Genomic DNA, 26592 nt, shown 5'->3' with positions numbered 1-26592 from the left:
CGGCCCCCGCACGGTACGTCGGCCCGAGCACCGGGTCGGGCCGCTCGGGCCGCAACACCGCAGGTCAACTCGGTGCGGGCAGGGCGCGGACGGGGTCGTCGGGCGGTCGCCCGAGCGGTCCGCGGGCGTCGGCGGGGGGAAGCGGCGTATTCCGTTTGGCCGTTGACAGTGCGGGGCCGCGACCGCACGATGCATCGCGGCGTCGGGGAACTTGACCACCGCTCAACCCCGCCCCGGTGGATCGACCGGTCGGTCCGCGCGTCGCGCACCACTGCTCCCAGCCCGGCCGGCACCGCGCCCGCCGCTCTCCCCCCGTCTTCCGCCTTGCACTGCGCCATGTCTCACAGCACTGGAAGAGGAGCGCCCGTGTCCCCCCAGCCCGAGCCGTCCCCGCAGGCCGAGCCGTCCCCACAGCCCTCGCAGCACCCACCGGCACGGCGCTCCGCGCGGGCCGGGCGACCCCCTCGAGTCTCCCAGGTCGCACAGGCCGCGCCGTCCCCGCAGGCCCCGCCGCCCCAAGGGTCCGGCGGGTCCCTTGCCGCCGACCGCGGGCTGGTCGTCGCTGTCAGTCCGTTCGAGGAGCCCAACGCGCGGATCGTCATCGCCGCCGAACGCGCCGGATCCCTCGGACTGTTGGACCTCGGCCGCAACGAAGGACGCGCACGGCGCGGCTTCGGCGAACTCGCCCGCCGCCTCGGCGAGGGCCGCTACGGCGTACGGGTGCCCGCGGGCTGCCCGATCGGGCCGGGGGAGCTGCCGGCCGAAGTGGACACGGTCCTCCTCGCCGACCCCGCGTCACAGACTCCGCAGAGCGTCGCCGGCTGGGCGGCGGCCGACGGGCGGCCCCGTGTCTGGGCCGAGGTCACCGATCCGGCGCAGGCCCGGGCGGCCGTGGCCGCCGGGGTGGACGCACTCGTGGCCAAGGGGCACGAGGCCGGCGGCCGGGTTGGCGGCGCGACCACCTTCGTACTGCTCCAACAACTGCTCGCGGACCCCGCGATCGGGGTACCCGTACGGGCCTTCGGCGGTATCGGGCCGCACACGGCGGCCGCGGCCGTCGCGGGCGGAGCCCGCGGCGTGCTGCTCGACGTACAACTGGCCCTCACCCCCGAGGGCGAAGCCGGGCTGCCCGCGGACGTGGCCGCCGCGGTGCGGGCCATGGACGGTTCCGAGACCCGGCTCGTGGAGGGCCACCGGGTCTACGCGCGCCCCGACCTGACCACGCCCGAGGGGCCCGTCGCGACCCTGCTCGGCGCCCGGGACCTGCGGACACAGCTGCTCCCGGCCGGGCAGGACGGCGCCTCGGCGGCCAGGCTGGCCGCGCGCCACCGGACGACCGGCGGCGTTCTCCAAGCCGTCCGGGCAGCCGTCACCGGGCATCTGGAGGCCGTCGTACGCGCCCGGCCGCTGGGAGGCGGACGCGACCCCGGGCAGCCGCTCCCCGTCGCGCAGGGGCCGATGACCCGGGTGAGCGACCAGGCGGCCTTCGCCGAAGCGGTCGCGGCCGGGGGCGGGGTCCCCTACCTGGCGCTCGCCGTGATGGAGGGACCGGAGGTGCGCCGGCTCCTGACCGAGGCCGCCGAGCGGCTCGGAGACCGGCCCTGGGGGGTGGGGCTGCTCGGCTTCGCCCCGGCCGAACTGCGGGCCGAGCAGCTGGCGGCCGTAGCCGCCGCGCGTCCCCCGTACGCGATCATCGCGGGCGGTACGCCGGGGCAGGCGGCCCCGCTGGAGGCGGCCGGGATCCGGACCCATCTGCACGTGCCCTCACCGGGGCTCCTGGAGCGCTATCTCGCCGAGGGAGCACGGCGGTTCGTGTTCGAGGGGCTGGAGTGCGGTGGACACGTCGGTCCGCGCGCCTCGTTCCCCCTCTGGGAGGAGCAGATCGAGCTGCTGCTGGCGTGCGGCGAACCCGCCGCCCTGGACGTGCTGTTCGCCGGCGGCATCCACGACGAGCGCTCCGCCGCGATGGCCGCGGCGGCCGCGGCGCCACTCGCCGAGCGCGGCGCGCGGATCGGGGTGCTCATGGGCACCGCCTACCTCTTCACCGAGGAGGCGGTGGCGGCGGGCGCGGTACTGCCGGGCTTCCAGCGCGCGGCGGTGGAGTGCACGGACACCGTGCTGCTGCACACCGCGCCCGGGCACGCCACGCGGTGCGCGCCGACACCGTACGTCGACACCTTCGAAGCGACCCGGCGGCGGCTCCAGGACGGCGGAGCCGAACCGCGCGAAGTGTGGGAGGAGCTGGAGCGCCTCAACCTGGGACGGCTGCGGATCGCCAGCAAAGGGCTGCGGCGCGGGGCGGGCGGCTCCGCCCTGGAGCCCGTGGACGGGGAACAGCAGGACGCCGAGGGCCTGTTCATGCTCGGCCAGGCCGCCACCCTGCGCTCCGGGACCACCACGATCGCCGCGCTGCACGCCCAGGTCACCGAGGGTGCGACCGAGCTGCTCCGGCACCGGGCCCGTGAACTCGACGCGGCCGCGGACGACGCGCCGCCGCCCGCGCCGCTGGACGTCGCCATCGTCGGCATGGCCTGCGCCTACCCCGGCGCACCGGACCTCGCCGCCTACTGGGCCGGCATCCTGGCGGGGAACGACGCGGTGACCGAGGTACGGGCCGACCGCTGGGATCCCGCGCTCTACTTCGATCCCGATCCGGCGCGGGCCGGCGAGCGGACCCCGTCCCGGTGGGGCGGATTCCTCGGCCCGATGCCCTTCGACGCCCTCGCCCACGGCATCCCGCCCGCCTCGCTGGCCGGCATCGAACCGGTGCAGCTGCTGGCCCTGGAGATCTCGGCCCGGGCCCTGGCGGACGCCGGGTACGGCAAGGACAGGGAGTTCGACCGGTCCCGGACCTCGGTGGTCTTCGGCGCGGAGGCCGGCACCGAACTGGCGGGCGCCTACGGCCTGCGCGCGCTGCACCCCGCCTACCTCGGCGAACTTCCCCCCGAGCTCGACGAGCAACTGCCGCGGCTCACCGAGGACTCCTTCCCCGGTGTGCTCGCCAACGTCATCGCGGGCCGGGTCGCCAATCGGCTGGACCTCGGCGGTGCGAACTGCACGGTCGACGCCGCTTGCGCCTCGTCGCTGGCCGCCCTCGACCTCGCCTGCCGCCAACTGATGGCCGGCGACAGCGACATGGTGCTGTGCGGCGGCGCCGACGTCCACAACGGGATCAACGACTACCTGCTGTTCTCCTCCGTCCGCGCGCTGTCCCCGGGCGGACGCTGCCGGCCCTTCGACGCGGCCGCCGACGGCATCGCCCTCGGCGAGGGGGTGGGGGCGCTCGTCCTGAAGCGGCTCGCGGACGCGGAACGCGACGGCGACCGCGTCTATGCCGTGATCAAGGGGGTGGGGGCCTCCAGCGACGGACGCTCCCTCGGCTTGACGGCGCCCCGGCCCCAAGGGCAGCGGCGGGCGCTGGAACGGGCCTACGCCCGGGCCGGGATCAGCCCCGGCGAAGTCGGCCTCGTCGAGGCGCACGGCACCGGAACCGTCGTCGGCGACAGCACCGAACTGGCCGTGCTGAGCGAACTGTTCATCGAGGCGGGCGCGACACCGGGAGCCTGCGCGCTGGGGTCGGTGAAATCGCAGATCGGGCACACCAAGTGCGCGGCCGGCCTCGCCGGGCTGATCAAGGCGGCCCGGGCGGTCCACTCGGGGATTCGGCCGCCGACCCTGCACATCGACAGGCCCGTCCCGGCGTGGCAGGCGCAGACGAGCCCGTTCTCCTTCGACACGCGGCCCAGGCCGTGGACGGCGCCGGCGCAGCGGCGGATCGCGGGGGTGAGTGCCTTCGGGTTCGGCGGGACGAACTACCACGCGGTGCTGACGGGTTACGCCGGAGCCGAGGAGCCCCGGCACGCTCTGGAGGAGTGGCCGGGCGAGCTGTTCTGCTTCCGCGGTGCGGACCGGCGCGCCGCCGGCCGGGCGATGGCGCGGCTGGCCGCCAGGCTGGAGGAGAACGACGCGGCCGGGCGCCCGTGGGCGCTGCGCGACCTCGCCGCCGAGGTCGCGGCCGATCCCGGCACGGTGCGGGTCGCGGTCGTGGCCGCCGACTTGGACGAGCTGGCCGCCCGGCTGGAACGGGCGCGGGCCTTCGCCCCGGGCGCGGGTGTCCACGTACGGGAGGAGCAGGCGGACCCCGGCCAGGTCGCCTTCCTGTTCCCCGGGCAGGGCAGCCAACGCCCCGGAATGCTCGCCGAGTTGTTCACGGCGTTCCCCGCACTGCGGGAGCTGCTGGAGACCGCGCCGAGCGCGGTGGCCTCCGCGATGTTCCCCCCGGCGGCCTTCACCGCGCAGGAGCGGGCCGCACAGCGTGCCGCCGTCACCGACACCCGGATGGCCCAGCCGGCGCTGGGCCTGGCCGGCTCGGCGGCGCACCTGCTGCTCGGGACCCTGGGAGTGCGCCCGGACTGCGTGGCCGGGCACTCCTACGGCGAGCTCACCGCGCTGTGGGCGGCAGGGGTGTGGGACGCGGAGAGCCTGCTGCGGCTGAGCGCGCGCCGGGCCGAAGCCATCCTGGCCGCCGCCGGGGCGGATCCCGGGTCGATGGCGGCGGTGACGGCCGCGCCGGACGAGGTGCGGCCGATCGCCGAGCGCTCCGGCTGCGTCGTGGCGAACCACAACGCCCCCCGGCAGTGCGTGATATCCGGGCCGACCTCCGCCGTGTCCGGGGCCGTGGCGGCACTGCGGGAGGCCGGCCTGTCGGCGGAGCCGATCCCGGTGGCCTGCGCGTTCCACAGCGAGGTGGTGGCGGGAGCGTCGACTGCCCTCGCCGAGGAGCTGGCCGGGACGGCACTGGCCGAGGCCGCCGTCCCGGTCTGGTCGAACACGACGGCCGGCCCGTACCCGCAGTCCGCGCAGGAGGTACGGGGCCTGGTGGCCCGTCAGGTGGCCGAGCCGGTCCGGTTCGTGGAGCAGGTGGAGAACATGTACGCCGCAGGCGTGCGGACCTTCGTGGAAGCCGGCCCGGGCCGTGTGCTGTCCGGTCTCGTCGGCCGCATCCTGCACGACCGGCCGCACACGGTGGTCCCGCTGGACGTACCGGGGGAGCACGGGCTGGTCCGGCTGGTCACCGCGCTGGCGGAACTGGCCGCGGCGGGCGTGTCCGTGGCGCCGGAGGCGCTGTTCCGCGGCCGGACCTCCCGGCTCCCCGAGCGCGCTCCGCGGCGCCCGGGCTGGCTGGTGGACGGCCACCTCGTCCGCACGTCGGACGGTGCCCCGGTCGCCGGCGGCCTCCGCCCGGCCCGCCGGATCTCCGCGGCGGTGTCCGCGACCGCGGTTCCCGCAACGACCGCCGAGCGGGTGAACGGCCGCGGGACCCACGCCGTGGACGGGCTCCGGGCCTCCGGAAGCCTCCGGTACGCGGCAGCAGACGACATGGGAGGACATCAGATGGTCCAGGCCACGAACGGCGACCCGGCCGGAGGTTCCTGGCCCCCGGCGGTCGAAGGGACGCCCGGCTCGTCCGGCACCGAGGCCGCGGGATCGGATTCCGGTGCGACGGGCGAGTTCTACGGGTGGGTGGACGGTCGTTTCGTCCAGGCCGCGGGCGGCTACTCGGCTGCCGGTGGCCGCTGGGTTCCGGCGGTCGAAGGCATGCCCGGCCCTTCCGGCAGCGAGGTCGCGGGCTCGGGTTCCGGTGCGGTGGGCCCGGGCGTCGGGTGGGTGGACGGTCACCTGATCCGGGGCGAAGGCGGCATGCCGGTGGCCGGCGCGCACCGGCCCGGTGCTGCCGACGGCCGTGAACAGGTGGTCCTGGAGTACTTGCGCGGCTCGCGCGAACTGGTCCAGGCGCAGCGGGACGTCCTGCTGGGCTGGCTGGGCTCGGCGGCGCCGGTCGCGCCGCGGCCCGGGGCCGGCGCGGACCCGCTCGCGGGGCAGACCCCGGCCGGTTCGGTCCCGCTCCCCGGCCTCGCTGCCGGCGCGGGCCCGTGGCGGCCCGCTTTCGAACCGCTGGGCACCGGCCAAGGCCCTGCGGGCCCGCCGTACGCGGCTGCGGCTTCGGGCATGGGCCCCGGCCCGGGTGTGCAGGGGCAGCAGTACGGTGCGGCCTGGGGCTCGGCTGCTGCTCAGGGCCTTGCAGGTCCGCCGTACGCGGCTGCGGCTTCGGGCATGGGCCCCGGCCCGGGTGTGCAGGGGCAGCAGTACGGCGCGGCCTGGGGCTTGGCCGCCGGCCAGGGCCCTGCGGGGGCGCAGGGCGCGGGCCTGGCCGCCGGGTCGGAGGGCGTCCGTCCGGCCGGAGGTGCAGGCGGCTCGTGGCCGGCGGATCACGACGGGGTTCCGGCGGCCGCGGAACACGGGCCCGGGGCGTCCGGGAGCCGGCCTGCCGCTCCGGGTGCCGCGGTGCCCGGAGCCGCCCCGGCCGACGCGGCGACGGCACCCCCCGGTCGCGCCCCCCGGTCGTCGGAGGAGGTGATGGACGTGATCGTGGAGATCGTCCACACCCGGACCGGATACCCGAGGGACATGCTCGATCCCGGGCTGGACCTGGAGGCGGACCTGTCCATCGACTCCATCAAGCGCGTCGAGATCATCGGCGCCCTGGCCGACCGGATCGGCCTCCCGCAGGACCCGGGAGGCTCAGCCGAGTCCGCGGTCGAGGAGCTGTCCCGGATCAAGACGCTGCGCGGCATCGTCGACTGGGTCACCGCCCACACCGCGCCCCCGGCTCCCACCCGGCCCGCCCCGGGCGACCCTCGGCCGGCCACGGCCACGGCCACGGCCGCAGCCACGGTCAGCCGACTGCGCGTCGACCTGCTGCCCCTGCCCCCGGCGGCCTCGGACCCGGAGGCTCTCCGGGGTCTGCGGATCGGCCTCGTCGGGGACGGCCAGGCAGTCGCGCCCGCGCTCACCGAGGCCTTGCGGGCCCGGGGAGCGGACGTACGCGAACTCGCCGGAGCGGAAGCCGGGTTCGACGCGGTCCTCGACCTGTCCGCCCTGCGGCCGGGCACGGAGCCCGTCCTGCCCGACGCCTTTCCCGGGCTGCAGCGGGCCCTGACCGGTGGTGTGCGACGGCTCCTCCTCGTGACCGTGCACGGCGGCACCCCCGGAGCCGGCGTGCACGGCTTCGCCCGCAGCGCCGCGCTCGAATTCCCCGGCAGTCTGATCCGCGCGGTGGACGTCCACCCCAAGGAGGACCCGGAACGGATCGCGGCCCAGGTCCTCGCCGAGCTGAGCTGCGGGCTCCCGGTTCCCACCGTTCCCACCGGGCCCACCGGGCCCACCGGAGCCTCCGGTACCGTCGAGGACCCCGGATCCTCCGCCCCCGCCTCCGTCGGGTACACCGCCGAGGGGGTACGGGTCACGCGCCGGCCGGTGCCCGCACCGCTCGCGCCCGCAGACGGACCGCCGCCGCTCGACCGGGGCTCAGTCGTCCTGCTGACGGGCGGGGCCCGCGGGATCACCGCCCGGACCGCCCTCGCGCTGGCCCGGGCCACCGGTTGCCACGTAGAGCTGATGGGACGTACCCCGCAACCTCCGCCCGAGGCCGATGAGTTCGGGCACGCCACCGACCGGGTCGCCCTGCGCGCGGCCCTGATCGCCACCGGTCTGCGCACCCCGGCGGAGATCGAGGCCGCGGCCTCGCGCATCCTCGCCGAGCGCGAGGTGCGCGGCACGCTGTCGGCCCTCGCCGCCGTGGCCGCCTCCGTCCGCTACCACTGCGCGGACGTCACGGACGAGCAGGCGGTGAAGGCCGTCGTGGCCGACGTACGGGCACGGCACGGTCGGCTGGACGGCATCGTGCACGGAGCCGGGACGCTGAACGACGGGCTGCTCCGCGACAAGCAACCGGACGTCTTCGCCCGGGTGTTCACGACGAAGGTGGCCGGTGCCCGCCATCTGGCCGCCGCGGCGGCCGAGCACGGAGCGGCGCCCGCTCCCCGCTTCCTCGCCCTGTTCGGCAGTGTGGCCGGGGTGTACGGCAACCGGGGCCAGACCGATTACGCCGCCGCGAACGACGCGCTCGACGGCCTCGCCCACACCTGGGCGGAGTCCTTCCCGGGCCGGGTGCTTTCCGTGGACTGGGGTCCCTGGGCCGCGGAGGCGGGCGGGATGGTCAGTCCCGAACTGGCCCGCGCCTACGCCCGGCGCGGCATCCCGCTCATCGAACCGGACGCGGGCGGCGCCGCGTTCCTCGCCGAGCTCGCGCACGGGAGCGACGTACAGGTGGTCCTGATGGCCGAGGGGAGTGAGGGGCGTGGCTGACGGGCGGCGCGGTCGGGGCCCGCGGCCGACCGACGCGGCGATCGTCGGGATGGGCGCGGTGTTCCCGGGCGCCGCGGACCTGGCCTCGTACCGCCGCAACCTCCTCGCCGGCACGGACTGCATCGGCGACGTGCCGCCCGGGCGCTGGGACCCCGAGGTGTACTACGACCCGGACGGCGCCAGCGGACCGGCGGCCGGAGACCGGTTCTACTGTCGGCGCGGCGGCTTCGTGGACGGGCTCGCGGCCTTCGACCCGACCCGGTTCGGGATCATGCCGGCCACCGTCGAAGGGGCCGAACCGGATCAGATGCTGGCCCTGCACGCCACGGCGGAGGCGATCGCGGACGCGGGTGGCGACGCCCGCCTGCCGGCCGACCGCTCACGGATCGGGGTGGTGCTGGGGCGCGGCGGGTTCATGGGGGTGGCCACGGCGCGGCTCGACCAACGGGTGCGTACGGCACACCAGTTGGCGCAGACCCTACGGGAACTCGCGCCGGAGCTGGGCGAGCGGCGGATCGCGGCGGTGCGCTCGGCCTTCCAGGACGCCCTGGGTCCGGAGCGGCCGGAGGCGTCGATCGGACTCGTGCCGAGCTTCACGGCCGCGCGCACGGCGAACCGGCTGGACTTCCGGGGCCCCGCCTACACCCTGGACGCCGCGTGCGCGTCCTCACTGTTGGCGGTGGACCAGGCGGTGGGGCTGCTGGCCGGCGGGCGCTGCGACGCGGTGGTCGCCGGCGCCGTGCACCACTGCCACATCGCCACCCTGTGGAGCGTGTTCACGCAGCTGCGGGCCCTGAGCCCCAGCGAGCGCATCCGGCCCTTCGACCGGCGGGCCGACGGGACCCTGCTGTCCGAGGGAACCGGGGTGGTGCTGCTGAAGCGACTCGCGGACGCGGAGCGGGACGGCGACCGGATCTACGCGGTGATCCGCGGTACGGGCGTGGCCGGGGACGGCAGGGCCGCGAGCCTGATGAGCCCGCTCGTCGCGGGCCAGGTGCGGGCGTTGGAACGGGCCTGGCGCGAAGCCGGCCTGGACCCGCGCGCGCCCGGTGCGCTCGGACTCCTGGAGGCGCACGGTACCGGGACACCCGTGGGTGACGCGGCCGAACTGGAGACACTGGCCGCGGTGTTCGGAGCCCCGGGGGAGGGCACCCGACGCGGAACCGCCCGCGGGACCGGAGACGCCGTCGGAGCCGAAGACGGAGACGGAGCCGGAGACGGAGCCGGAGACGGGATCGGCTTCGGCTCGGTCAAGTCGATGCTCGGCCACACCATGCAGGCCTCCGGCATGGCCGGGCTGATCAAGGCCGCGCTCGCGGTCCACGAGGGGGTGCTGCCGCCGACGCTGCACCTGGAGGAGCCGCACCCGGACCTGGCCCGGACGCGTATGCGGCCGGTGACGACGGCCCGGCCGTGGGAACGCGGGCAGGCTCCGCGCCGCGCCGGGGTCAACGCGTTCGGCTTCGGTGGCATCAACGCGCACGTGGTGCTGGAGGAGGCTCCCGGCTCCGTGCGCCCGGTCGCGCCCGGCCGGCGGTTCCTGGCCCTGGGCGGCTCGGCCGCGCCGGTGGGAGCGGACGCGGACGCGCGGGAGGACGTACTCCTGATGGAGGCGGCCGACGCGGCGGAACTGTCGGTCCGGCTGACGAGCGGTTCCCCGCGATCCGGGGGTGAGGGGCCGTACCGGCTCGCCGTGGTGGGGCCGACGCCCCAGCGGCTCGCGCTGGCCGCCAAGGTGGTGGCACGCGGACGGGCTTGGCGGGGGCGCGGGGACGTGTGGTTCGCACCGGAACCGCTGGGCGGCCGGGTGGCGTTCCTGTTCCCCGGCCTGGAACCGGAGTTCACTCCGGCGCTGGACGACGTGGCGGACCGGCTCGGGCTGGAGCGGCCCCGGCTGGGCCGGGGCGGCGAGTTGGTGGAGCGGGCCCTGGACGCGATCGCGACGGGTCGCTTCTTCGCCCGGGTGCTGCCGGAACTCGGGGTCGAGGCCGATGTGCTGGCCGGGCACAGCCTGGGGGAGTGGGCGGCGATGGTCGCGGCCGGGATGTATCCGCAGGACGCGGTCGACACCTTCCTCGAGTCGCTGCGCCCTGGCTCGCTGAAGGTGCCGGACCTGGTCTACGCGGCGCTGGGGTGCGGGAGCCGGCGGGCGGAGGCGGGGCTCCACGGCCTGGACGGTGTGGTGGTCAGTCACGACAACTGCCCGCACCAGTCGGTGATATGCGGGGAGCCGGCCCAAGTCGCCGCCGCGCTGGCACGGTTGAGGGCAGAGGGGGTGCTCGGCCAGGAACTCCCCTTCCGCTCCGGTTTCCACACCCCGATGTGGGAGCCCTACCTCGGTCAGGTCCGCGCCGCGTTCGGCCGGCTGCCGCTGCGGCCGAGCACCTTGCCCCTCTGGTCGGCGACCACGTGCGCGCCGTTCCCCCCGGCCCAGGACGAGGTGCGGTCGCTCGTGGTCCGCCATCTCCTGGAGCCGGTCCGATTCCGCGAGTTGACGCTCCGGCTGTACGAGGACGCCGGCGTCCGCAGCTTCGTCACGCTGGGCCCGGGCACCCTGCCGGGCTTCGTCGAGGACACCCTGCGCGAGCGCCCCCACCTCTCGGTGTCGGCCTCCTCCCCGCGCCTCCCCGGCCTGGCCGCCCTCCGGCGCACCTGCGCCGCCCTGTGGGCCGAGGGGCACGCCCCGCGCTGGGACCGGCTGTCCCCGGCGGGAGAGGACGTCGCCGATCGGGCGGCCACGGCGCCGGCCGCCCGGCCTGCCCCGACGGGACCGCCCGCGCCGGGGCGTGCCGTGCCCTTGGACCTCGGGTCGCCGCTGGTCCGACTGGGGGAGGCGGCGCGCACGGCCCTGAGCGGCCTCCTGCCGGGCGCCGGGGCTCCCGCCCCCGCAGCCCCCGCCGCCCCGGCGGCCACGGGCTCACGCCCCGTCCTGCTCTCCGCGCTGGACGCGGTCCTCACCGAGACCGCTCCGGGCGGTCGCGTCGGGAAGCAGACCCTGCGGCTGTCGCTGGCCGCGCTGCCCTACGTACGGGACCACTGCGTGTACCTGCAGCCCGAGGGGTGGGCGGAGGAATCGGACTGGTTCCCCGTCGTGCCCATGACGACCACGTTGGAGCTGGCGGCCGGAGCCGCACTGCGGCACGCCCCGCCCGGCCTGGCCGTCACCGGCTACGACCGGGTACGGGCCCTGCGGTGGCTCCCCGTCGAACCGGCCCTCGACGTCGAGGTCACCGTGCGGGACGACGGGCCCGGCCGCACGCGCGTCACCCTCGGCGACTACGCCGACGTGGTCGTCCTCCTCGGCGAGCGGTACGGACGCCTGCCCGGGCCCGATCCCACTCCCCTGCACGACCCGCGACCGGCCCCCGTCAGCGCCGAGGCGCTCTACCGGGACCGCTGGATGTTCCACGGCCCCCGCTTCGCCGGCGTGCACGAGGTGCGGGCCGTGGGCACGGACGGAATCCGCGGAGTGCTGCGGGCACTGCCCGACCCCGGCGCGCTGCTCGACGCCGCCGGTCAGCTGTTCGGGCACTGGATGCAGCTGCGGCTCCCGGTGGACCGGCTGGTCTTCCCGGCAGCCGTCGACCGCATCCGGTTCTCAGGGCCCCCGCCCGCCCCGCACGAGCTCGTCGCCGCCACGGCCCGGATCCGCGAGGTGCGCGACGTCACCGTGCGCGGCGACCTCGAGCTGTGCCGGGCCGACGGCGAGGTGTGGGCCCGGATCGACGGCTGGACGTACCGCCGCTTCGGCGCCGACGAGCGGGTCTGGCCGATGAAGTTCACCCCGGAGGTCTGCGGCATCGGCGAACCCCAGCCCGAGGGCTGGTGCCTGGCCCGTCGCCGCTGGACCGACCCCGCGTCGCAGGAGCTCGTCATGCGCCGCTACCTGGGCGCCGCCGAGCGCACGGCGTACGAGCGGCTGGCGCCGCGTGCGCGGGCACCCTGGCTGCTGGGCCGGATCGCCGCCAAGGACGCGCTGCGGCAACTGCTGTGGGACGGCGGAGCCGGGCCGGTCTTCCCGGTGGAGGTGCCGGTCGGCAACGACCCGGCCGGCCGGCCCGTCGCGCAGGGCGCCCTGGCCCGCGGGGTCCGGCTGACGATCGCCCACAAGGACCGGATCGCGGTCGCCCTCGCGCACCGCGACCAGCCGGTCGGCATCGACGTGGAGCCGGTCACCACCGACCCGGACGCGCTGATCCGCGTCGCGCTGACACCCGGCGAACTCGCCCTGGCCGAAGGGCTGGCGGCCCACGACGGCACCGGTCTGCCGGCCGCCCTCACGGTCCTGTGGTGCGCCAAGGAGGCAGCGGCCAAAGCGGCGGGAACCGGACTCGGCGGCCGGCCGCGCGACTGGCGGGCGGCCGGTGACCCCGGCTCCGGCCGACTGCGGGTGCTGTCCCCGGACGGACACCCGTACCCGATCCGAACCACCCTGCTCGCGGACGCGCCACTCGACCACGTCGTCGCCTGGACCGACCGTCGCGCGGCTCCGTCCACCGTCCCCTTCCACCTCACGGAGACCAGTCATGGCAGCTGACATCCTCGCCGAGATCACGGGCATGCTCGTGGAGATCGTCGGTGACGAGTTCCTCCTCGCGGACGAGGTCACGATGAAGACGACGTTCAACGAGGACCTCGCCCTGGAGAGCATCGAGTTCGTCGCCCTCGCCGAACTGCTCCACCACCGCTACGGCGCCGAAGTGGACCTGATGGGCTTCCTGTCCGAGAAGGACATGGACGCCATCCTCGCGATGTCCGTCGGCGAACTCGTCACGCACATCGGCCGGATCACGCACGCCTCCCTCGCCCGGGTCTCGGCCGCCACGGCCGCCGCGCCCGCGTCGGACGGCTGATCCCGCCATGGCCTTCGTCCCGGCGGACTCGGTCCGCTTCCACGTCCAGCAACTGCCGGCCGGCCCGGGCGCGTCCGGCCGTGACCGTCCGGACCGCCCCGTCGTGGTCTTCCTGCACGGACTGGTCGTCGACAACCTGTCCTCCTTCTACTGCCCGCTCGCCGTCCCGGCGGCCAGGGCCGGGCACGAGGTCGTCCTCTACGACCTCCGCGGCCACGGCCGCACCGAACGGCCGGCCACCGGCTACGACAGCCGCACCGCCGTGGGGGACCTCTTCGGCCTGCTCGGCGAGCTCGGCCTCGGCCGGCGCCCCGTGCACCTGGTCGGCAACAGCTACGGAGGCACCCTGGCGCTGCACGCCGCTCTCGCCCGGCCCGACCGCGTCACCGGGCTCACGCTGCTCGAACCACCGCTCAGCGGAGCGTGGGTGGAGAACATGGTGGACACCCTGTCGGCCGCCGCCCTCAGCCTCGAGGACAGTCCGGTACCCGACGAGCTGCGCACCCTGCGCCTGCGCAAAGCGGCCAACCTCACGGCGATCGCGGACGACCTGCTCAACCGCACCACGCTCATCGACGACATCGCGGCGAGCCGCACCTTCACCCCGGACGACTACGCCGGACTGCGCTGCCCGGTCCTGATCGTCTGCGGCGAGCATTCCGAACTGGTGCCCGGCGCCCGGGAACTGGCCCGCCACGCCCCGAACGTCGCCGCGATCCGGATCCTGCCGGGTCTGGGGCACGACGTGCTGAAGGAGAGCAGCGGGGCGCTGCGGGAGGCCGTACTCGCCCATCTCGACACGGTGGCCACGGCGGCCGCGCCGACCCCGGCGCGGCGACGGGCGGGGGTGCTGGTCCCATGAAGGTGCTCTTCACGGTTCCGCCGCTGGCGGGGCACGTCAATCCGACCGTGGCGGTCGGCTCCGAACTGGCCGCCCGCGGACACGAGGTCGCCTGGACGGGTCCCCCCGGGGCGCTCACCCGGCTGCTGCCCGACCACGCCCGGATCCTGCCCGCCGGAGAGGAGGCGGGCGGCGGGTACGCGATGCTGCACGCCCGCTGGCGCGATCTGCGCGGGGTCGGGGCGCTGCGGTTCCTGTGGGAAGAGGCGCTGGTACCGCTGGCCACGGCGATGGTGCCGGGTGTCACGCGAGCGGTCCGCGCCTTCGAGCCGGACGTGCTCGTCGCCGACCAGCAGGCCCTCGCCGGCCCGGTGGTCGCGCGGCAGCTCGGCGTGCCGTGGGTGACGTCCGCCAGCACCTCGGCCGAACTCACCCGGCCCTTCGCGGACTTCCCGAAGGTAGGGGAGTGGGTGGCCGCACAGATCGGCGGGCTGCTCGCGCAGTGCGGGGCCGACTGGGACACGGCGGGCCCCGGTGGGGATCCGCGGTTCTCGGACCGGCTGGTCCTGGTGTTCTCCAGCCGTGAACTCGTCGGCGGGGGCGAGGACTTCCCGCCGCACTACGCCTTCGTCGGCCCGGCCTTCGGCGCCCGGCCGCCCGCGCCCGGGTTCCCCTGGGAGCGTTTGGACCCGGCGCGGCGCCGGGTGCTCGTATCACTGGGGACCCTCAACCAGGAAGCCGGCGGCCGGTTCTACGCCGCGGTACTGGAGGCGGCCGAACGGCTTGGTGAGGACGTCCAGTTGGTGCTGGCGGCCCCCTCCTCCCTGGTCGGGCCGGTACCCGGGAACGTGCTGCTGCGGGAGAGCGTTCCGCAGCTGGAGTTGCTGCCGCACCTGGACGCGGTGGTCTGCCACGGCGGACACAACACCGTCTGCGAGGCCCTCGCGCACGGGCTGCCCCTGGTGGTCGCGCCGATCCGCGACGACCAGCCGATCGTCGCCCGGCAGGTCGTCGAAGCCGGGGCCGGGGTGCGGGTGCGGTTCGGCAGGACCAGGGCCGAGGAACTGCGCGACGCGCTGACCGCCGTCCTGGACGAACCACTACACCGCCGGGGCGCCCGGCGGATCCAGGCCTCATTCGCCGCCGCGGGCGGGGCCGCCGCCGCGGCCGACCGGTTGGAGAAACTCATATGACGCGCTCCGCGATCCCTCCCGTCCCCCCGTTCTCCGCCTCCCCTCCCCGCGTCCCGTGGACCTCCGTGGTGCTGCTGGCCGCGCTCGGCGCGGGCACCGTGCGCGCCGCCCGCCGGCTGCGGGCGATCCCGGTACTGCCCATGACCGCTCCCATGACGGGGCCCGCGGCCGCCGGGGTGCCGCGCGCCGCCGGCTGGCGCCTGCTCGCCGCACCAGGCGTCGAGCCCGACGCGGCCACGTTCCTCGCCGCGTGCGCGCACGCCGACCGGGAAGGGCTGGCAGTACTGGACCTGCTGCCCGGGGACCTGGCCACCGAACGGGCGCTGGGACTGCTGCGGCTCGTCGATCCCGCCGGTTACCGGCAGGACCGGCTCGGCGAGGGGCGCGGGGCCGGGTTCGCCGTGCTCGTCTCCGAAGACGTGCTCGCGCGGGCCGGAGTGGATCCCGCCGAGCCGTACCGCGGTCCGGCGGAACTCCTGGCACTGACCCGGCGTCTGAAGGAGTATGCGGCGGACGCCACGGGACTGGCCGTCGCACCGGCCCTGAGCTGCGGACCGGCGCCGGACGCCGCCGGGGCGGCGCGCGCCGGTGAACTCCGGGCCCAGGGGCTGCCACCGGGGCCTTTGGCCGCCGCGCAGCTCGCCGGGCTGGCGCTGCTCGCGGGCGCGGCCGTGCGCCAGGGCAGGTGGGGAGCCGCCGCGGCCGGACTGTACTGGATCCAGCCCTACCTGGCCCTCGGCTGGCCCGGGGCTCCGCTGCGCCCCGCCGATCTCGCCCGTGCCACGGCCACCCGGCCGGTACGCTCCCTCGGCGCGGCCCTGCGCACGGCCGCCGCCACGACGCGTTCCCGGCGTGTCCGGGACGCCGCGCCCGAGAGCGGCGGGGACCTCGCGCGGGCCGCCGTCCGGGCCGCGACCTACCGGGCCGATCTGTCCGCCGGGACCGACCGCTTCCTCGAACCGCGCCGCCCGGACTGCCCCTGGTGCGGTTCCGACCAGCTGTCCGTCCGGGTCCGGGTGCCCGATCTGCTCCAGGCCAAGCCCGGACGGTTCACCCTGGAGAGCTGCGCCGACTGCGACCACGTCTTCCAGAACCCCCGACTGACCCTGGAGGGTCTGGAGTTCTACTACCGCGACTTCTACGACGGCCGCGGTGGCGAGGGAGCGGCCACGGTCTTCGGGCGGCTGGGCGCCGCCTACCGGGGCCGCGCCGAGATGCTCCGCCCCCATGCCGACCCGGTGTCCTGGCTCGACGTCGGCACCGGACACGGCCACTTCTGCAACGCGGCGCGGGACGTCTGGCCGGACACCCGCTTCGACGGGCTGGACATGGGCGACGGAGTGCGCGGGGCGGAGCGGCGCGGCTGGGTGGAGACGGCACACCAGGGCCAGTTCCCGGAGTTCGCGGTCAAACTGGCCGGCCAGTACGACGTGGTCAGCATGTACCACTACCTGGAGCACACCCGGGACCCGCTCACGGAACTCGACACGGCGGCCGCCGTCCTGGTCCCCGGCGGCCATCTGGCCATCGAGCTCCCCGACCCGCAGTCGCGCATGGCCCGGCTCCTCGGCCCGGCCTGGCTGCCCTGGTTCCAGCCGCAGCACCAGCACCTGATCCCTTCCGCGAACCTGCGCGAGGCGCTGGCCGACCGCGGGTTCACCGTGCTCGCCGAGGAACACGGGTCGGCCCACCAGGGCAACGACTTCTTCGGCGCGGTCGCCCTGACCGCGACGCGGCTGGCCCCGGACCCGGACCGGCCGTGGGCCTCCCCGGCCACGCCCGGCCGGCGTGCCCTCGGCCACGCCGTACGGGTGGCGGCGCTGCCGTGCTTCGCCGCCGCGGCGGTGCTCGACGGGGTGCGCACGGTCGTCGCCCGGCGCACGGACGGCGGGAACGCCTACCGGATGCTGGCCCGCAAGGACGAGCGGTGACGGGCGCGGCCGCCCCCGCCGCGGGGGGCGGAGCCTCCCGCGGCGGCACCGACGGCGCCGTCGCAGTCTCCTCCGATCCCCCCGCCCCCGCCCCCGCCCCCGCCGGAGCCGACCTCGCCCGCCGGGCCACCGCCGACCCGCTCTTCCGCCTCGTCGCCTATGCCCTGGAGAGCGCCCACGGCCGGCCCCCGGCCGCCGTCTGGAGTGCCCCGTACACCTTTCACCTGGGCTCGCCCGGCCTGGTCGCGGCCGCGGGCTGGCCGGTGGCGGCCGCCGCCGCGCCCCGTAGCGACGGGCTCGTACGGCTCAGCTCCCTCGGCCATCCCGCGGACAGCTGCGACCTGCCGCTGACCCTGTCCGGGCCGCCCCCCGCCACCCCCGACTGGGCCGTCCGCCCGTACGCCCTGCTCCGCGCACTGGCCCGGGCCGGATACGGCCGAGGCGGCACCGACCTGCACCTGCAGGGCTCCCTCACCCCGGCCGCCGGCCTGGCCACGGCGGAGGCGGCCGACTGCGCGGTGGCCCTGGCGGTGGCCGACGTGCACACGCCGCAGGGGGAGGACCCCGACCGCGCGCGGCTGGCCCGGCTGATGGCCGGTGCGCTGCCGGACGGCGACGACGCGCTGCGCCGGGGTGCGCTCTTCGCCCGGCTCGGCAAGGCCCTTCTGCTGGGCCAGGGTTCGCGCCGGCGGGAACCCCGGCGGCTGCGACAGCGGTACGTCGCCTTCGACCCGGCCGAATCCGGTGCGCGCCTGGTGCTGATGGCCGTGCGCGGGAGTTCCGGGGGCACGGCCCGGGCTGCGGACCTGGCCCGGGCCGTGGGACGCGCCCGCCGGGCCGGGTCCCTGAGCGCGTGGCCGCCCGGGCAGCGGCCCGGACGGAGCGTGCTGGTGCTGCTGCCCGAGGCACGGCTGACGGCGGTGCGGGCGGCGGTCGCGGAGGACTTCCGCGACCGGGGGCGGCCCGTGCCCCGGTTCCTGAATATCGCCGTGGCCGGTGCGGCCCGGCGCGAGCAATGACTCCACTCACCCGCCACCGCACGCCCCCCACCCCGTACGACCTTGGCCACCCCATCACGAGGAGGAACCACCCATGCCCATCCATCCGTCAACGACGGCGGGCGCGAGAGCGCGGACCCGCCGGTCCGCGCTCGTCGCCGGACTCGGCGCGCTCGGCCTGCTGGGCGCCTTCACCATCGCCAACTCTCAGGCCGCCGAAGGCGGTTCCGCCGCCCTCGCGCACACTGCCGCACTGCCGGCCTACGACCACGTGGTCGTCGTCGTGTACGAGAACAAGCAGTACGGCGAGATCATCGGCAGCGCCAACGCGCCGTACGTCAACCAGCTCGCCAACGGCGGCGCGAGCCTGACCGGCATGAAGGCACTGACCCACCCCAGCCAGCCGAACTACTTCAACCTCTTCTCCGGCGCCACCCAGGGCATTACCGGGGACGGCTGCTACACCCCGCAGTCGATGACCGCGCCCAACCTCGGCCAGGAGCTGATCGCGGCCGGCAAGACCTTCGCGACGTACAACGAGGACCTGCCGGGCGAGGGGTCCACGGCCTGCACGAACGGCCAGTACGCGCAGAAGCACAACCCCTGGTTCGCCTTCAAGAACGTGCCGCTGAACACCGGGAAGACCTGGTCGCAGTTCCCGCAGGGCAATTTCGCGGCGCTGCCGAACCTGTCCTTCGTGGTGCCCAACCAGTGCAACGACATGCACTCCTGCCCGGTCGCCACGGGCGACACCTGGACGAAGAACAACATCGACGCCTACGCGCAGTGGGCGAAGGCCAACAACAGCCTGCTGGTCCTGACATGGGACGAGGACAACTACCTCGGCTCCAACCAGATCGCCACGGTCTTCTACGGGGCGAACGTCAAGACGGGCAAGTACGCCACCGCCTTCAACCACCACCACCTGCTGCGCACCTTCGAGGACCTCTTCGGCACGGGGCACGCGGGGAACGCGGCCAACGTCCAGCCGATCAGCGAGGTGTTCGGCGGCTCCACCGAACCCACGCCGACCCCGACTCCCACGTCCACCCCGACTCCCACCCCCACCCCGACTCCCACCCCCACCCCGACACCCACCGCGACCCCGACCGACGGTGATCTGAAACTGGCCAACCCCGGGTCGCAAACGTGCAAGTTCAATCAGAGCTGCACCGTCCAGCTCACCACCACCGGAGGAAGGCCCCCGGTCCGCTACTCCGCCACCGGACTCCCCTGGGGCCTGGCCCTGGACGCCGCCACCGGCCGCGTCACCGGCAAGCCGTGGGCGATCGGCACCCTCCAGATCACCGCCACCGCCACCGACTCCGCCGGAGCCACCGCCGCCGCCACCTTCCCCCTCACCGTCAACTGGTTCTGAAAGAGGCATCCGTGTACCTGTCGACCAGCCGAGCGGCGGACATCGCCGCGGACCCTGCGGCTCCGAAGGGCCCCCTGCGGGCCGTCCCCGGCACGGTGCTCGCGCTCGGCCTGGTCAGCCTGGTCACGGATGTCTCCGCGGAGATGGTCACCGCCGTCCTGCCGCTGTACCTGGTGGCCGGACTCGGGATGTCCCCGCTCGCCTTCGGCGCCCTGGACGGGCTGAACCAGGGCGCCACCGCGCTGCTGCGCCTCGTGGGCGGACGGGTCTCGGACCGCACCCACCGCCGCAAGCTCGTCGCCGGCACCGGCTACGCGATCTCCGCCGCGTGCAAGGCGGCCCTCCTGGTGGCCACCGCCCCCTGGTCGGTGGCGGTGGTGCTCGCCGCCGACCGGACCGGCAAGGGACTGCGCACCGCCCCGCGCGACGCGCTGATCTCGCTGTCCTGCGCGCCGGGGGAGCAGGGCCGGGCCTTCGGCGTGCACCGCGCGCTGGACACGGCCGGGGCGCTGCTGGGGCCACTGGCTGCGTTCGGCGTGCTGTGGGTGGCGGTGGACGGGTACGAAGCCGTCTTCACCGTGAGCTGCTGCGTCGCGGTGCTGGGGGTCGTGGTGCTGGCCCTGTTCGTACGCGAGAGCCCCGCACCGGCGCCGGCCGCCGGGGCGCCCCCGGCCCGCGACCTCCTGCGGATCCCCGGCCTGCGGCGGCTGTGCCTGACCGCCGCCGCCCTCGGGCTGTTCACCGTCACGGACGCCTTCCTCTACCTCCTGCTCCAGCGGCGCCTCGACCTGCCCGTCGCCTACTTCCCCCTGCTGCCCGTCGCCACGGCGGCCGTGTTCCTGCTGGCCGCGCTGCCCGTGGGCCGGCTCGCCGACCGGCTGGGGCGCCACCGGGTCTTCCTCGGCGGGCACCTGCTGCTGCTCGGCGCCTGCGTGCTGCTCCTGGCGCCGGTGCCGGCCGGGCCGCTGCTCGCCCTCGGGGTACTCGGGCTGCTCGGACTGTTCTACGCGGCCACCGACGGGGTGCTGATGGCCGCCGCCGGGCCGCTGCTGCCCGCCGGACTGCGCACCACCGGCCTCGCGGTGCTGCAGACGGCGCAGGCCCTGGCACGGTTCGCGGGATCCCTGCTGTTCGGGGCGGCCTGGACGCTCTGGGGCCCGGGCCCGGCGCTGGGAGCGGCGGCCGGTGGGCTCCTGCTGGCCCTGACCGCGACCGCAGTGCTCGGCGGCCGCCGGCGCACGGGCCGGGCCGGGGACGGCCGCGGCCGGGAGGACGGTGCCCGGTAACGGTGGGCGGGAGCGGTACACCGACCCGCGTTTCACGATCATGGCCGGATCCGAGCGGGTCCGCGGGGGTGCCCGGAACGCATCGCCGAAGATCCCTCAGCGGGCGCCGCCCGTGGCTTACGATCTCGGCGGACGGTCCCGTCCCGTGATCGCCGCTCGCCCCGCACTCGTGGAGGTCAACCGTGTCCCGGACGGCCAGAGGTAACCGCACTCGCCGCAACAGCCTCCGTATCCGCGTCGCGGCAGCAGCCGCCGCGGCGGGCGCGTTCCTCGTCGCGGGATGTTCCTCGGGCGACGACGGCCCGGGCGAGGCGGCCGGCGGAGTACCAGTCGTCGAGAAGGGCAAACTGACGACCTGCACCCACCTGCCGTACCCGCCGTTCCAGTTCGAGAAGGACGGAAAGGTCGTCGGTTTCGACGTGGCCCTGGTCGACCTGGTGGCGAGCCGGCTCGAGGTCGAGCAGAAGATCCTCGACACGCCCTTCGAGAACTTCAAGACCGGTGCCTTCCTGAACTCCGGCGAGTGCGACCTCGCGGCGGCCGGCATGACGATCACCGACGAGCGCAAGAAGAACGTCGACTTCTCCGTCCCCTACTTCGACGCGACCCAGGCACTGCTCGTCACCAAGAAGAGCGGCGTCACCTCCCTCGCCGACCTCAAGGCGAAGTCGAAGAAGCTGGGCGCGCAGGCCGAGACCACCGGTGAGAGCTACGCCAAGGGCCAGGGGTTCGACCCGGTCGCCTTCGAGAGCTCGGACGCGGTGCTCAACGGACTGCGCACCGGACAGGTCGACGGCGTCGTCATCGACTATCCGGTCGTCCAGGGCTGGCTCAAGGACCCCAAGAACGCGGCCGAGTTCACCCTCGCGCAGAACATCGAAACGGGCGAGCAGTACGGCTTCTCGGTGAAGAAGGGCAACACCGCCCTCGTGGCGGCGATCGACAAGGCGATCACGGACGCCAAGGCCGACGGCACCTACAAGAAGCTCTACGAGCAGTGGATCGGCCCGCTGCCCCAGGCCGCGCCGTGACCTCGAGGCTGACCCGCCGCCAGCGCCGCCGCGTGTCGCAGGGCGCGCAGTACGCGCTCTTCGCCACCGTGCTGGTGCTGGTCGGCGTGAACGCCGACTGGGCCCGGCTGCAGAACCAGTTCGCCCAGAAGGACCTCGCGCAGCAGCTCTTTCCGGAGATCATCACCACGGCCCTGCGCAACACGGTGATCTACACGCTGTCCGGGTTCCTCCTCGGCCTGGTCCTCGGCCTGGTCGTCGCCATGATGCGGCTGTCCTCGGTGGCCCCCTACCGGTGGGTCGCCGGGGTCTACATCGAACTGTTCCGCGGACTCCCGGCCCTGCTGATCTTCATCTTCGTCGGCGTGGCGGTGCCCCTGGCCTTCCCCGGTACGGAGATCCCCGGCGGCACGTACGGCAAGGTGGCCCTCGGACTCGGCCTGGTCGCCGCCGCCTACATGGCGGAAACGATTCGGGCCGGCATCCAGGCGGTCCCCAAAGGCCAACTGGAGGCGGCCCGCTCGCTGGGCTTCTCGCACGCCCGCGCCATGGTCTCGATCGTCATTCCCCAAGCCTTCCGCATCGTCATCCCGCCGCTGACCAACGAACTGGTCCTGCTGTTCAAGGACTCCTCGCTCGTCCTGTTCCTCGGCGTGACGCTGCAGGAGCGGGAGCTGACGAAGTTCGGGAGGGACCTCGCCAGCCAGACCGCCAACTCCACCCCGATCCTGGTCGCGGGACTGTGCTACCTCCTGGTGACCGTGCCGCTGAGCTTCGTGGTGCGCCGCCTGGAGACCCGCGCGGCCAAGGCCACGTGAGGACGAGATGCCACAGGAGACGCAAGCGGTGGACACGACGGCCAAGGACGGCCCGGAGATCGAGATCCGCGCCCTGCACAAGTCCTTCGGCGACAACCACGTCCTGCGCGGCATCGACCTGGAGATCGCGCGGGGCGAGGTGGTGTGCGTCATCGGGCCGTCCGGCTCGGGCAAATCGACGCTGCTGCGCTGTGTGAACCTGCTGGAGGAACCCAGCGAGGGTCGCGTCTTCGTCGGCGGGACGGAAGTCACCGACCTGGACGTGGACATCGACGCCGTACGCCGCCGCATCGGCATGGTCTTCCAGCAGTTCAACCTCTTCCCGCACCTCGACGTCACCGGGAACCTCACCCTGCCCCAGCGCCGGGTCCTGGGCAGGGACAAGGCCCGGGCCGCGGCCGTGGCCCGCGAGAACCTCGCCCGAGTCGGTCTCTCCGACAAGGCCGGGGCCTTCCCCGCCCAGCTGTCCGGCGGGCAGCAGCAGCGGGTGGCGATCGCCAGGGCGCTGTCGATGGGCCCGGAGGTGATGCTCTTCGACGAGCCGACCTCGGCGCTCGACCCCGAACTCGTCGGCGAGGTACTGGCGGTGATGCGGATGCTGGCGAGCGAGGGCATGACGATGATGGTCGTCACCCACGAGATGAGCTTCGCCCGCGAGGTCGCGGACCGGGTCGTCTTCATGGACGGCGGAGTGGTCGTCGAGCAGGGGCCGGCGGCGCAGGTGGTCGGGGCCCCCCGGCACGAGCGGACCAGGAGCTTCCTCAACCGCATCCTGGACCCGGCGGCGGCCGAGGCACCCGGCCCCGCGGGCGAGGACCCGGGGCAGGGCGAGGACGCCTGAATCCCGTCGGTCCCCGGCGCGGCCCCGGCCCCGCGACGTGGGACACCGGGCGCGAGACCCGGGCCCGCCCCGCGGCGCCGCCCCGCCGATGGGGCAGGATGGCAGCCCGTTCCGCATGCGCGTGCATGTCCGAACGCGGCTTCCCTCACGACGAACTGACAGGTGACAAGGTGACGACACACCTCATACGGCGGCCGGCGGGTCCCCCCGCCGCTTCCCCGCTCCGGCGAGGGGCGGAGGACGTCCGTTGAACCGGGACCTCGTCCTGCACGACTGGCTCGTCGCCGGCATCGCCCTCGCCGCGGGCGCGCTCGCCGGTCTGCTCCTGCGCGCCCTGGTGCGGTGGCTGGGCAAGCACGCCCTCCGGACGCGCTGGAGCGGCGACGACATCATCGTCGACGCGCTGCGCACCTTCGCGCCGGGGGCGGCCGTCATCGCGGGCGCCGCCGTGGCCGCCTCGACGCTGCCCCTCAGCACGCGGGTCTCCGGCTGGGTGAACCAGTCGCTGACGGCCCTGCTGATCCTCATGGCGACGTTCGGCGCGGCCCGCGTCGTCGCCGGACTCGTCCGGTCCGTGGCCCAGGCGCGGACGGGCGTGGCCGGATCGGCCACCATCTTCGTCAACATCACGCGGGTCGTGGTGCTCGCGATGGGCATGCTCGTCGCACTCGAAAGCGTGGGCGTGTCCATCGCACCGCTGCTCACCGCTCTCGGGGTGGGCGGTCTGGCGGTCGCCCTGGCGCTGCAGGACACCCTCGCCAACCTCTTCGCCGGCGTGCACATCCTCGCCTCGAAGACGGTGCAGCCCGGTGACTACATCCGCCTCACGAGCGGCGAGGAGGGCTACGTCGTCGACATCAACTGGCGCAACACCGTGGTCCGCAACCTGTCGAACAACCTGGTGATCATCCCCAACGGGCGGCTCGCGCGCACGAACATGACCAACTTCACGCAGCCCGAGCAGCAGTTGTCGATCCTCGTGCAGGTGGGCGTGGGCTACGAGAGCGACCTGGAACACGTCGAGCGGGTGACCCTCGACGTGGTGGACGGGGTGATGGCCGACATCAACGGCGCGGTCCCCGACCACGAAGGGGCCGTCCGCTTCCACACGTTCGCGGACTCCAGGATCAACTTCACGGTGATCCTGGGAGTCGGCGAGTTCAGCGACCAGTACCGGATCAAGCACGAGTTCGTCAAACGGCTGCACCGCCGGTTCCGCGAAGAGGGCATCTCGATCCCCGCCCCCACGCGGACCGTCGCGCTCCAGCAGGACGACCCGCGGCCCGCACCGCCGTTGCCGGTCCCGCACCAGCGTGGGGCGACGGCCCCGGCGCTGGCGGACAACGGGCGGTAGGGGGCGGCAGCGGTCGGCAGCGGTCGATGGCGGGCCGTGGCGTGAGCCGGGCCGATCCGGTGTCCGTCACATGTCCGGGCCCGCCGACCGCGCGGGCTCGGGCAGGCCCGGGTACGGGCGACGAGGGCTCCGGGCCGGATGGTGGCCACCATCCGGCCCGGGTTCAGCGTGAGCTGGGGGAGCCGCGGGAAAGTTGGCCCTGATGGGGGACGCCGCCCACCCGATGCTCCAGTACGCCGCCCAGGCCCTGGAGGCCGCCGTGGTACCGGGCGGCGCGCTCGCCGGCGCCACCCGCGACGACGTGGCGCGGCGCGGCGCCCGGCGCGGTACAACGCCGCCCGGCGCGAGCGGACCGCGCGCGTCCAGCTGGTGGCCAGGGAGATGGGCACGCGGCTCTACCATCCCGCGGGCGGGTCCGCGCGGGTCCGCAATGCGATGCGGAGGTCGCAACCGAGGACGACCTGTACGAGAAGGCGGCCTGGCTGCACGGCCACCGGGCTCACGGGGCCCGCACCGCGCGCCGTGGCCTCCTTGAGCGGTGTTCGACTGCCGTAGGCGAGAAGGTCTCATGGTGAGACATTCCTTCCGGTCCCTGTCCGTCCGCAATTTCCGCTACTTCACTCTCGGGCAGGTGCTCTCCGTCACCTGCGGCTCGATGATGTTCGTCGCCCAGGACTGGCTGGTCCTGTCGATGTCCGGCGACTCGGCGCAGACGCTCGGCCTGGTGACCGCGCTGCAGTTCGCCCCGATCCTGCTGTGCAGCCTCTACGCGGGACGGCTCGCCGACCGGTACGACAAGCGCCACCTGCTGGTCCTGGCCAACATCGCGGCGGGCACCCTCGCCCTGCTGCTGGGCCTCCTGCTGCTCTCCGGCGCCGAGCGGCTCTGGCACGTCTACGCCTTCGCCCTCGCCCTCGGCACGGTCAACGCCGTCGAGACCCCGGCGCGGATGTCCTTCGTGAGCGAGATGGTCGGTCCCGAGCTGCTGCCCAACGCCTCCGCCATGAGCGCCGCGTACTTCAACGTCGCCCGCATCGCGGGGCCGGCGATCGCGGGCGTGGCGATCAGCGGGTTCGGGGTGGTGTCCGTCGTGCTGCTCAACGCGGTCAGCTACGTGGCCACGGTCGCCGCCCTGCTGTTCATGCGCCCGGCCGAGCTGACGCGGCCCGACGTCCGGCCGCACGACGCCAAGGTGTCCGACGGGCTGCGCTACCTCTCCGGCCGCCCCGACCTCATCCTCCCGCTGGTCCTCGTCGCCTGCGTGGGCCTCCTGGGATTCAACTTCCAGCTGGTCCTGCCCCTGCTGGCCAAGACGGTGTTCCACACCGGGTCGGCCTCCTTCGGGATCCTGACCACCGCACTGGCGGCCGGCTCGCTGGCCGCGGCCTTCGTGACCGCCGCCCGCAGCGGCAGGCCCTCGCAGCGGCTCGTCCTCGGCGCGGCCGTCGCCTTCGCCGCCGTGGAGACGGCCGCGGGCCTGGTGACCGGCTACGCCGCGGCCCTGGCGCTGCTGGCCGCCACCGGATTTGCGGCCGCCTACTTCGCGCAGGCCGCCAACCACCGGATCCAGTTGGGCAGCGACCCGCAGTACCGCGGCCGGGTGATGGCGCTGTACTTCCTCATCTTCCAGGGCTCCACCCCGGTCGGCGCCCTGCTCTGCGGCTGGCTGGCCGAGCACTGGGGCGTGCGGGTCGTGCTCTGGGGCGGCGGCCTGGCCTCGCTGGCCGTGACCGGCGTACTGATCCTCGTGGCCGCGGCGTACCGCACGGACCGCTCCGACGGGAACAGCCCGCCGGAGCAGGACCGCGCGGACCGTCCGGACCAGGGAGAACGCAAGACCCGCGCGAGCGCGGGATGACCCGGGGGCGGCGGGGCGCACGC

The 26592-nt window shown here is 75.0% G+C and carries 14 protein-coding genes; all 14 read left to right on the top strand.

Annotated features, from left to right (window positions below):
- Positions 1–366 precede the first annotated feature (366 nt).
- The 14 genes from ACFWBY_RS15740 to ACFWBY_RS15675 all read left to right on the top strand — a co-directional run bounded on the left by ACFWBY_RS15740 (position 367) and on the right by ACFWBY_RS15675 (position 26569).
- The gene (locus ACFWBY_RS15740; protein WP_385331428.1) at positions 367–8208 is read left to right on the top strand and encodes an SDR family NAD(P)-dependent oxidoreductase; all 7842 of its coding nucleotides are present in this window, start codon (positions 367–369) and stop codon (positions 8206–8208) included.
- Positions 8201–12745: a beta-ketoacyl synthase N-terminal-like domain-containing protein gene (locus ACFWBY_RS15735; RefSeq protein WP_385331431.1), complete on the top strand. Its 4545-nt coding sequence runs from the start codon at positions 8201–8203 to the stop codon at positions 12743–12745. The genes ACFWBY_RS15740 and ACFWBY_RS15735 overlap by 8 nt, the downstream gene beginning before the upstream one ends.
- Positions 12735–13061, top strand: coding sequence for an acyl carrier protein (locus ACFWBY_RS15730; RefSeq protein ID WP_385331434.1), 327 nt, complete (start codon positions 12735–12737; stop codon positions 13059–13061). Before ACFWBY_RS15735 ends, ACFWBY_RS15730 begins: the two co-directional genes overlap by 11 nt.
- Positions 13062–13068: 7 nt before the next feature.
- Complete coding sequence (locus ACFWBY_RS15725; RefSeq protein WP_385331437.1) at positions 13069–13923, top strand: alpha/beta fold hydrolase; 855 nt, start codon at positions 13069–13071, stop codon at positions 13921–13923.
- Positions 13920–15095 (top strand): glycosyltransferase, encoded by a 1176-nt coding sequence (locus ACFWBY_RS15720; RefSeq protein WP_385331440.1) that lies wholly within the window; start codon positions 13920–13922, stop codon positions 15093–15095. The genes ACFWBY_RS15725 and ACFWBY_RS15720 overlap by 4 nt, the downstream gene beginning before the upstream one ends.
- Positions 15092–17026, top strand: coding sequence for a class I SAM-dependent methyltransferase (locus tag ACFWBY_RS15715; protein ID WP_385331443.1), 1935 nt, complete (start codon positions 15092–15094; stop codon positions 17024–17026). The genes ACFWBY_RS15720 and ACFWBY_RS15715 overlap by 4 nt, the downstream gene beginning before the upstream one ends.
- A complete protein-coding gene (locus ACFWBY_RS15710) occupies positions 17023–18045 on the top strand; it encodes a galactokinase (protein WP_385331446.1) in 1023 nt (340 codons plus the stop codon). The genes ACFWBY_RS15715 and ACFWBY_RS15710 overlap by 4 nt, the downstream gene beginning before the upstream one ends.
- Before the next feature lie 73 nt (positions 18046–18118).
- Positions 18119–19402, top strand: coding sequence for an alkaline phosphatase family protein (locus ACFWBY_RS15705; RefSeq protein ID WP_385331449.1), 1284 nt, complete (start codon positions 18119–18121; stop codon positions 19400–19402).
- 11 nt (positions 19403–19413) lie between these two features.
- Positions 19414–20688, top strand: a complete 1275-nt coding sequence (locus tag ACFWBY_RS15700) for an MFS transporter (protein ID WP_385331452.1) — start codon at positions 19414–19416, stop codon at positions 20686–20688.
- A 182-nt stretch (positions 20689–20870) separates the two neighbouring features.
- Positions 20871–21719, top strand: a complete 849-nt coding sequence (locus ACFWBY_RS15695; RefSeq protein WP_385331455.1) for an ABC transporter substrate-binding protein — start codon at positions 20871–20873, stop codon at positions 21717–21719.
- Positions 21686–22516 (top strand): amino acid ABC transporter permease, encoded by an 831-nt coding sequence (locus ACFWBY_RS15690; protein WP_385331458.1) that lies wholly within the window; start codon positions 21686–21688, stop codon positions 22514–22516. The genes ACFWBY_RS15695 and ACFWBY_RS15690 overlap by 34 nt, the downstream gene beginning before the upstream one ends.
- Positions 22517–22544: 28 nt before the next feature.
- Positions 22545–23357: an amino acid ABC transporter ATP-binding protein gene (locus ACFWBY_RS15685; protein WP_385409666.1), complete on the top strand. Its 813-nt coding sequence runs from the start codon at positions 22545–22547 to the stop codon at positions 23355–23357.
- Positions 23358–23604: 247 nt separating this feature from the next.
- Complete coding sequence (locus tag ACFWBY_RS15680; protein ID WP_385331463.1) at positions 23605–24711, top strand: mechanosensitive ion channel family protein; 1107 nt, start codon at positions 23605–23607, stop codon at positions 24709–24711.
- Positions 24712–25279: 568 nt separating this feature from the next.
- Positions 25280–26569: an MFS transporter gene (locus tag ACFWBY_RS15675; RefSeq protein ID WP_385331466.1), complete on the top strand. Its 1290-nt coding sequence runs from the start codon at positions 25280–25282 to the stop codon at positions 26567–26569.
- Positions 26570–26592: the final 23 nt, after the last annotated feature.

Source organism: Streptomyces sp. NPDC060049 (assembly GCF_042736715.1).
In the GTDB taxonomy this organism is placed as follows: Bacteria; Actinomycetota; Actinomycetes; order Streptomycetales; family Streptomycetaceae; genus Streptomyces.
This window is presented reverse-complemented; position numbering and strand designations above follow the sequence as displayed.

Bases quoted from the DNA above. Each gene is read 5' to 3' on its own strand.
- ACFWBY_RS15720 (WP_385331440.1), top strand. From the start codon at position 13,920: ATGAAGGTGCTCTTCACGGTTCCGCCGCTGGCGGGGCACGTCAATCCG.
- ACFWBY_RS15705 (WP_385331449.1), top strand. From the start codon at position 18,119: ATGCCCATCCATCCGTCAACGACGGCGGGCGCGAGAGCGCGGACCCGC.
- ACFWBY_RS15730 (WP_385331434.1), top strand. From the start codon at position 12,735: ATGGCAGCTGACATCCTCGCCGAGATCACGGGCATGCTCGTGGAGATC.
- ACFWBY_RS15725 (WP_385331437.1), top strand. From the start codon at position 13,069: ATGGCCTTCGTCCCGGCGGACTCGGTCCGCTTCCACGTCCAGCAACTG.
- ACFWBY_RS15715 (WP_385331443.1), top strand. From the start codon at position 15,092: ATGACGCGCTCCGCGATCCCTCCCGTCCCCCCGTTCTCCGCCTCCCCT.
- ACFWBY_RS15675 (WP_385331466.1), top strand. From the start codon at position 25,280: ATGGTGAGACATTCCTTCCGGTCCCTGTCCGTCCGCAATTTCCGCTAC.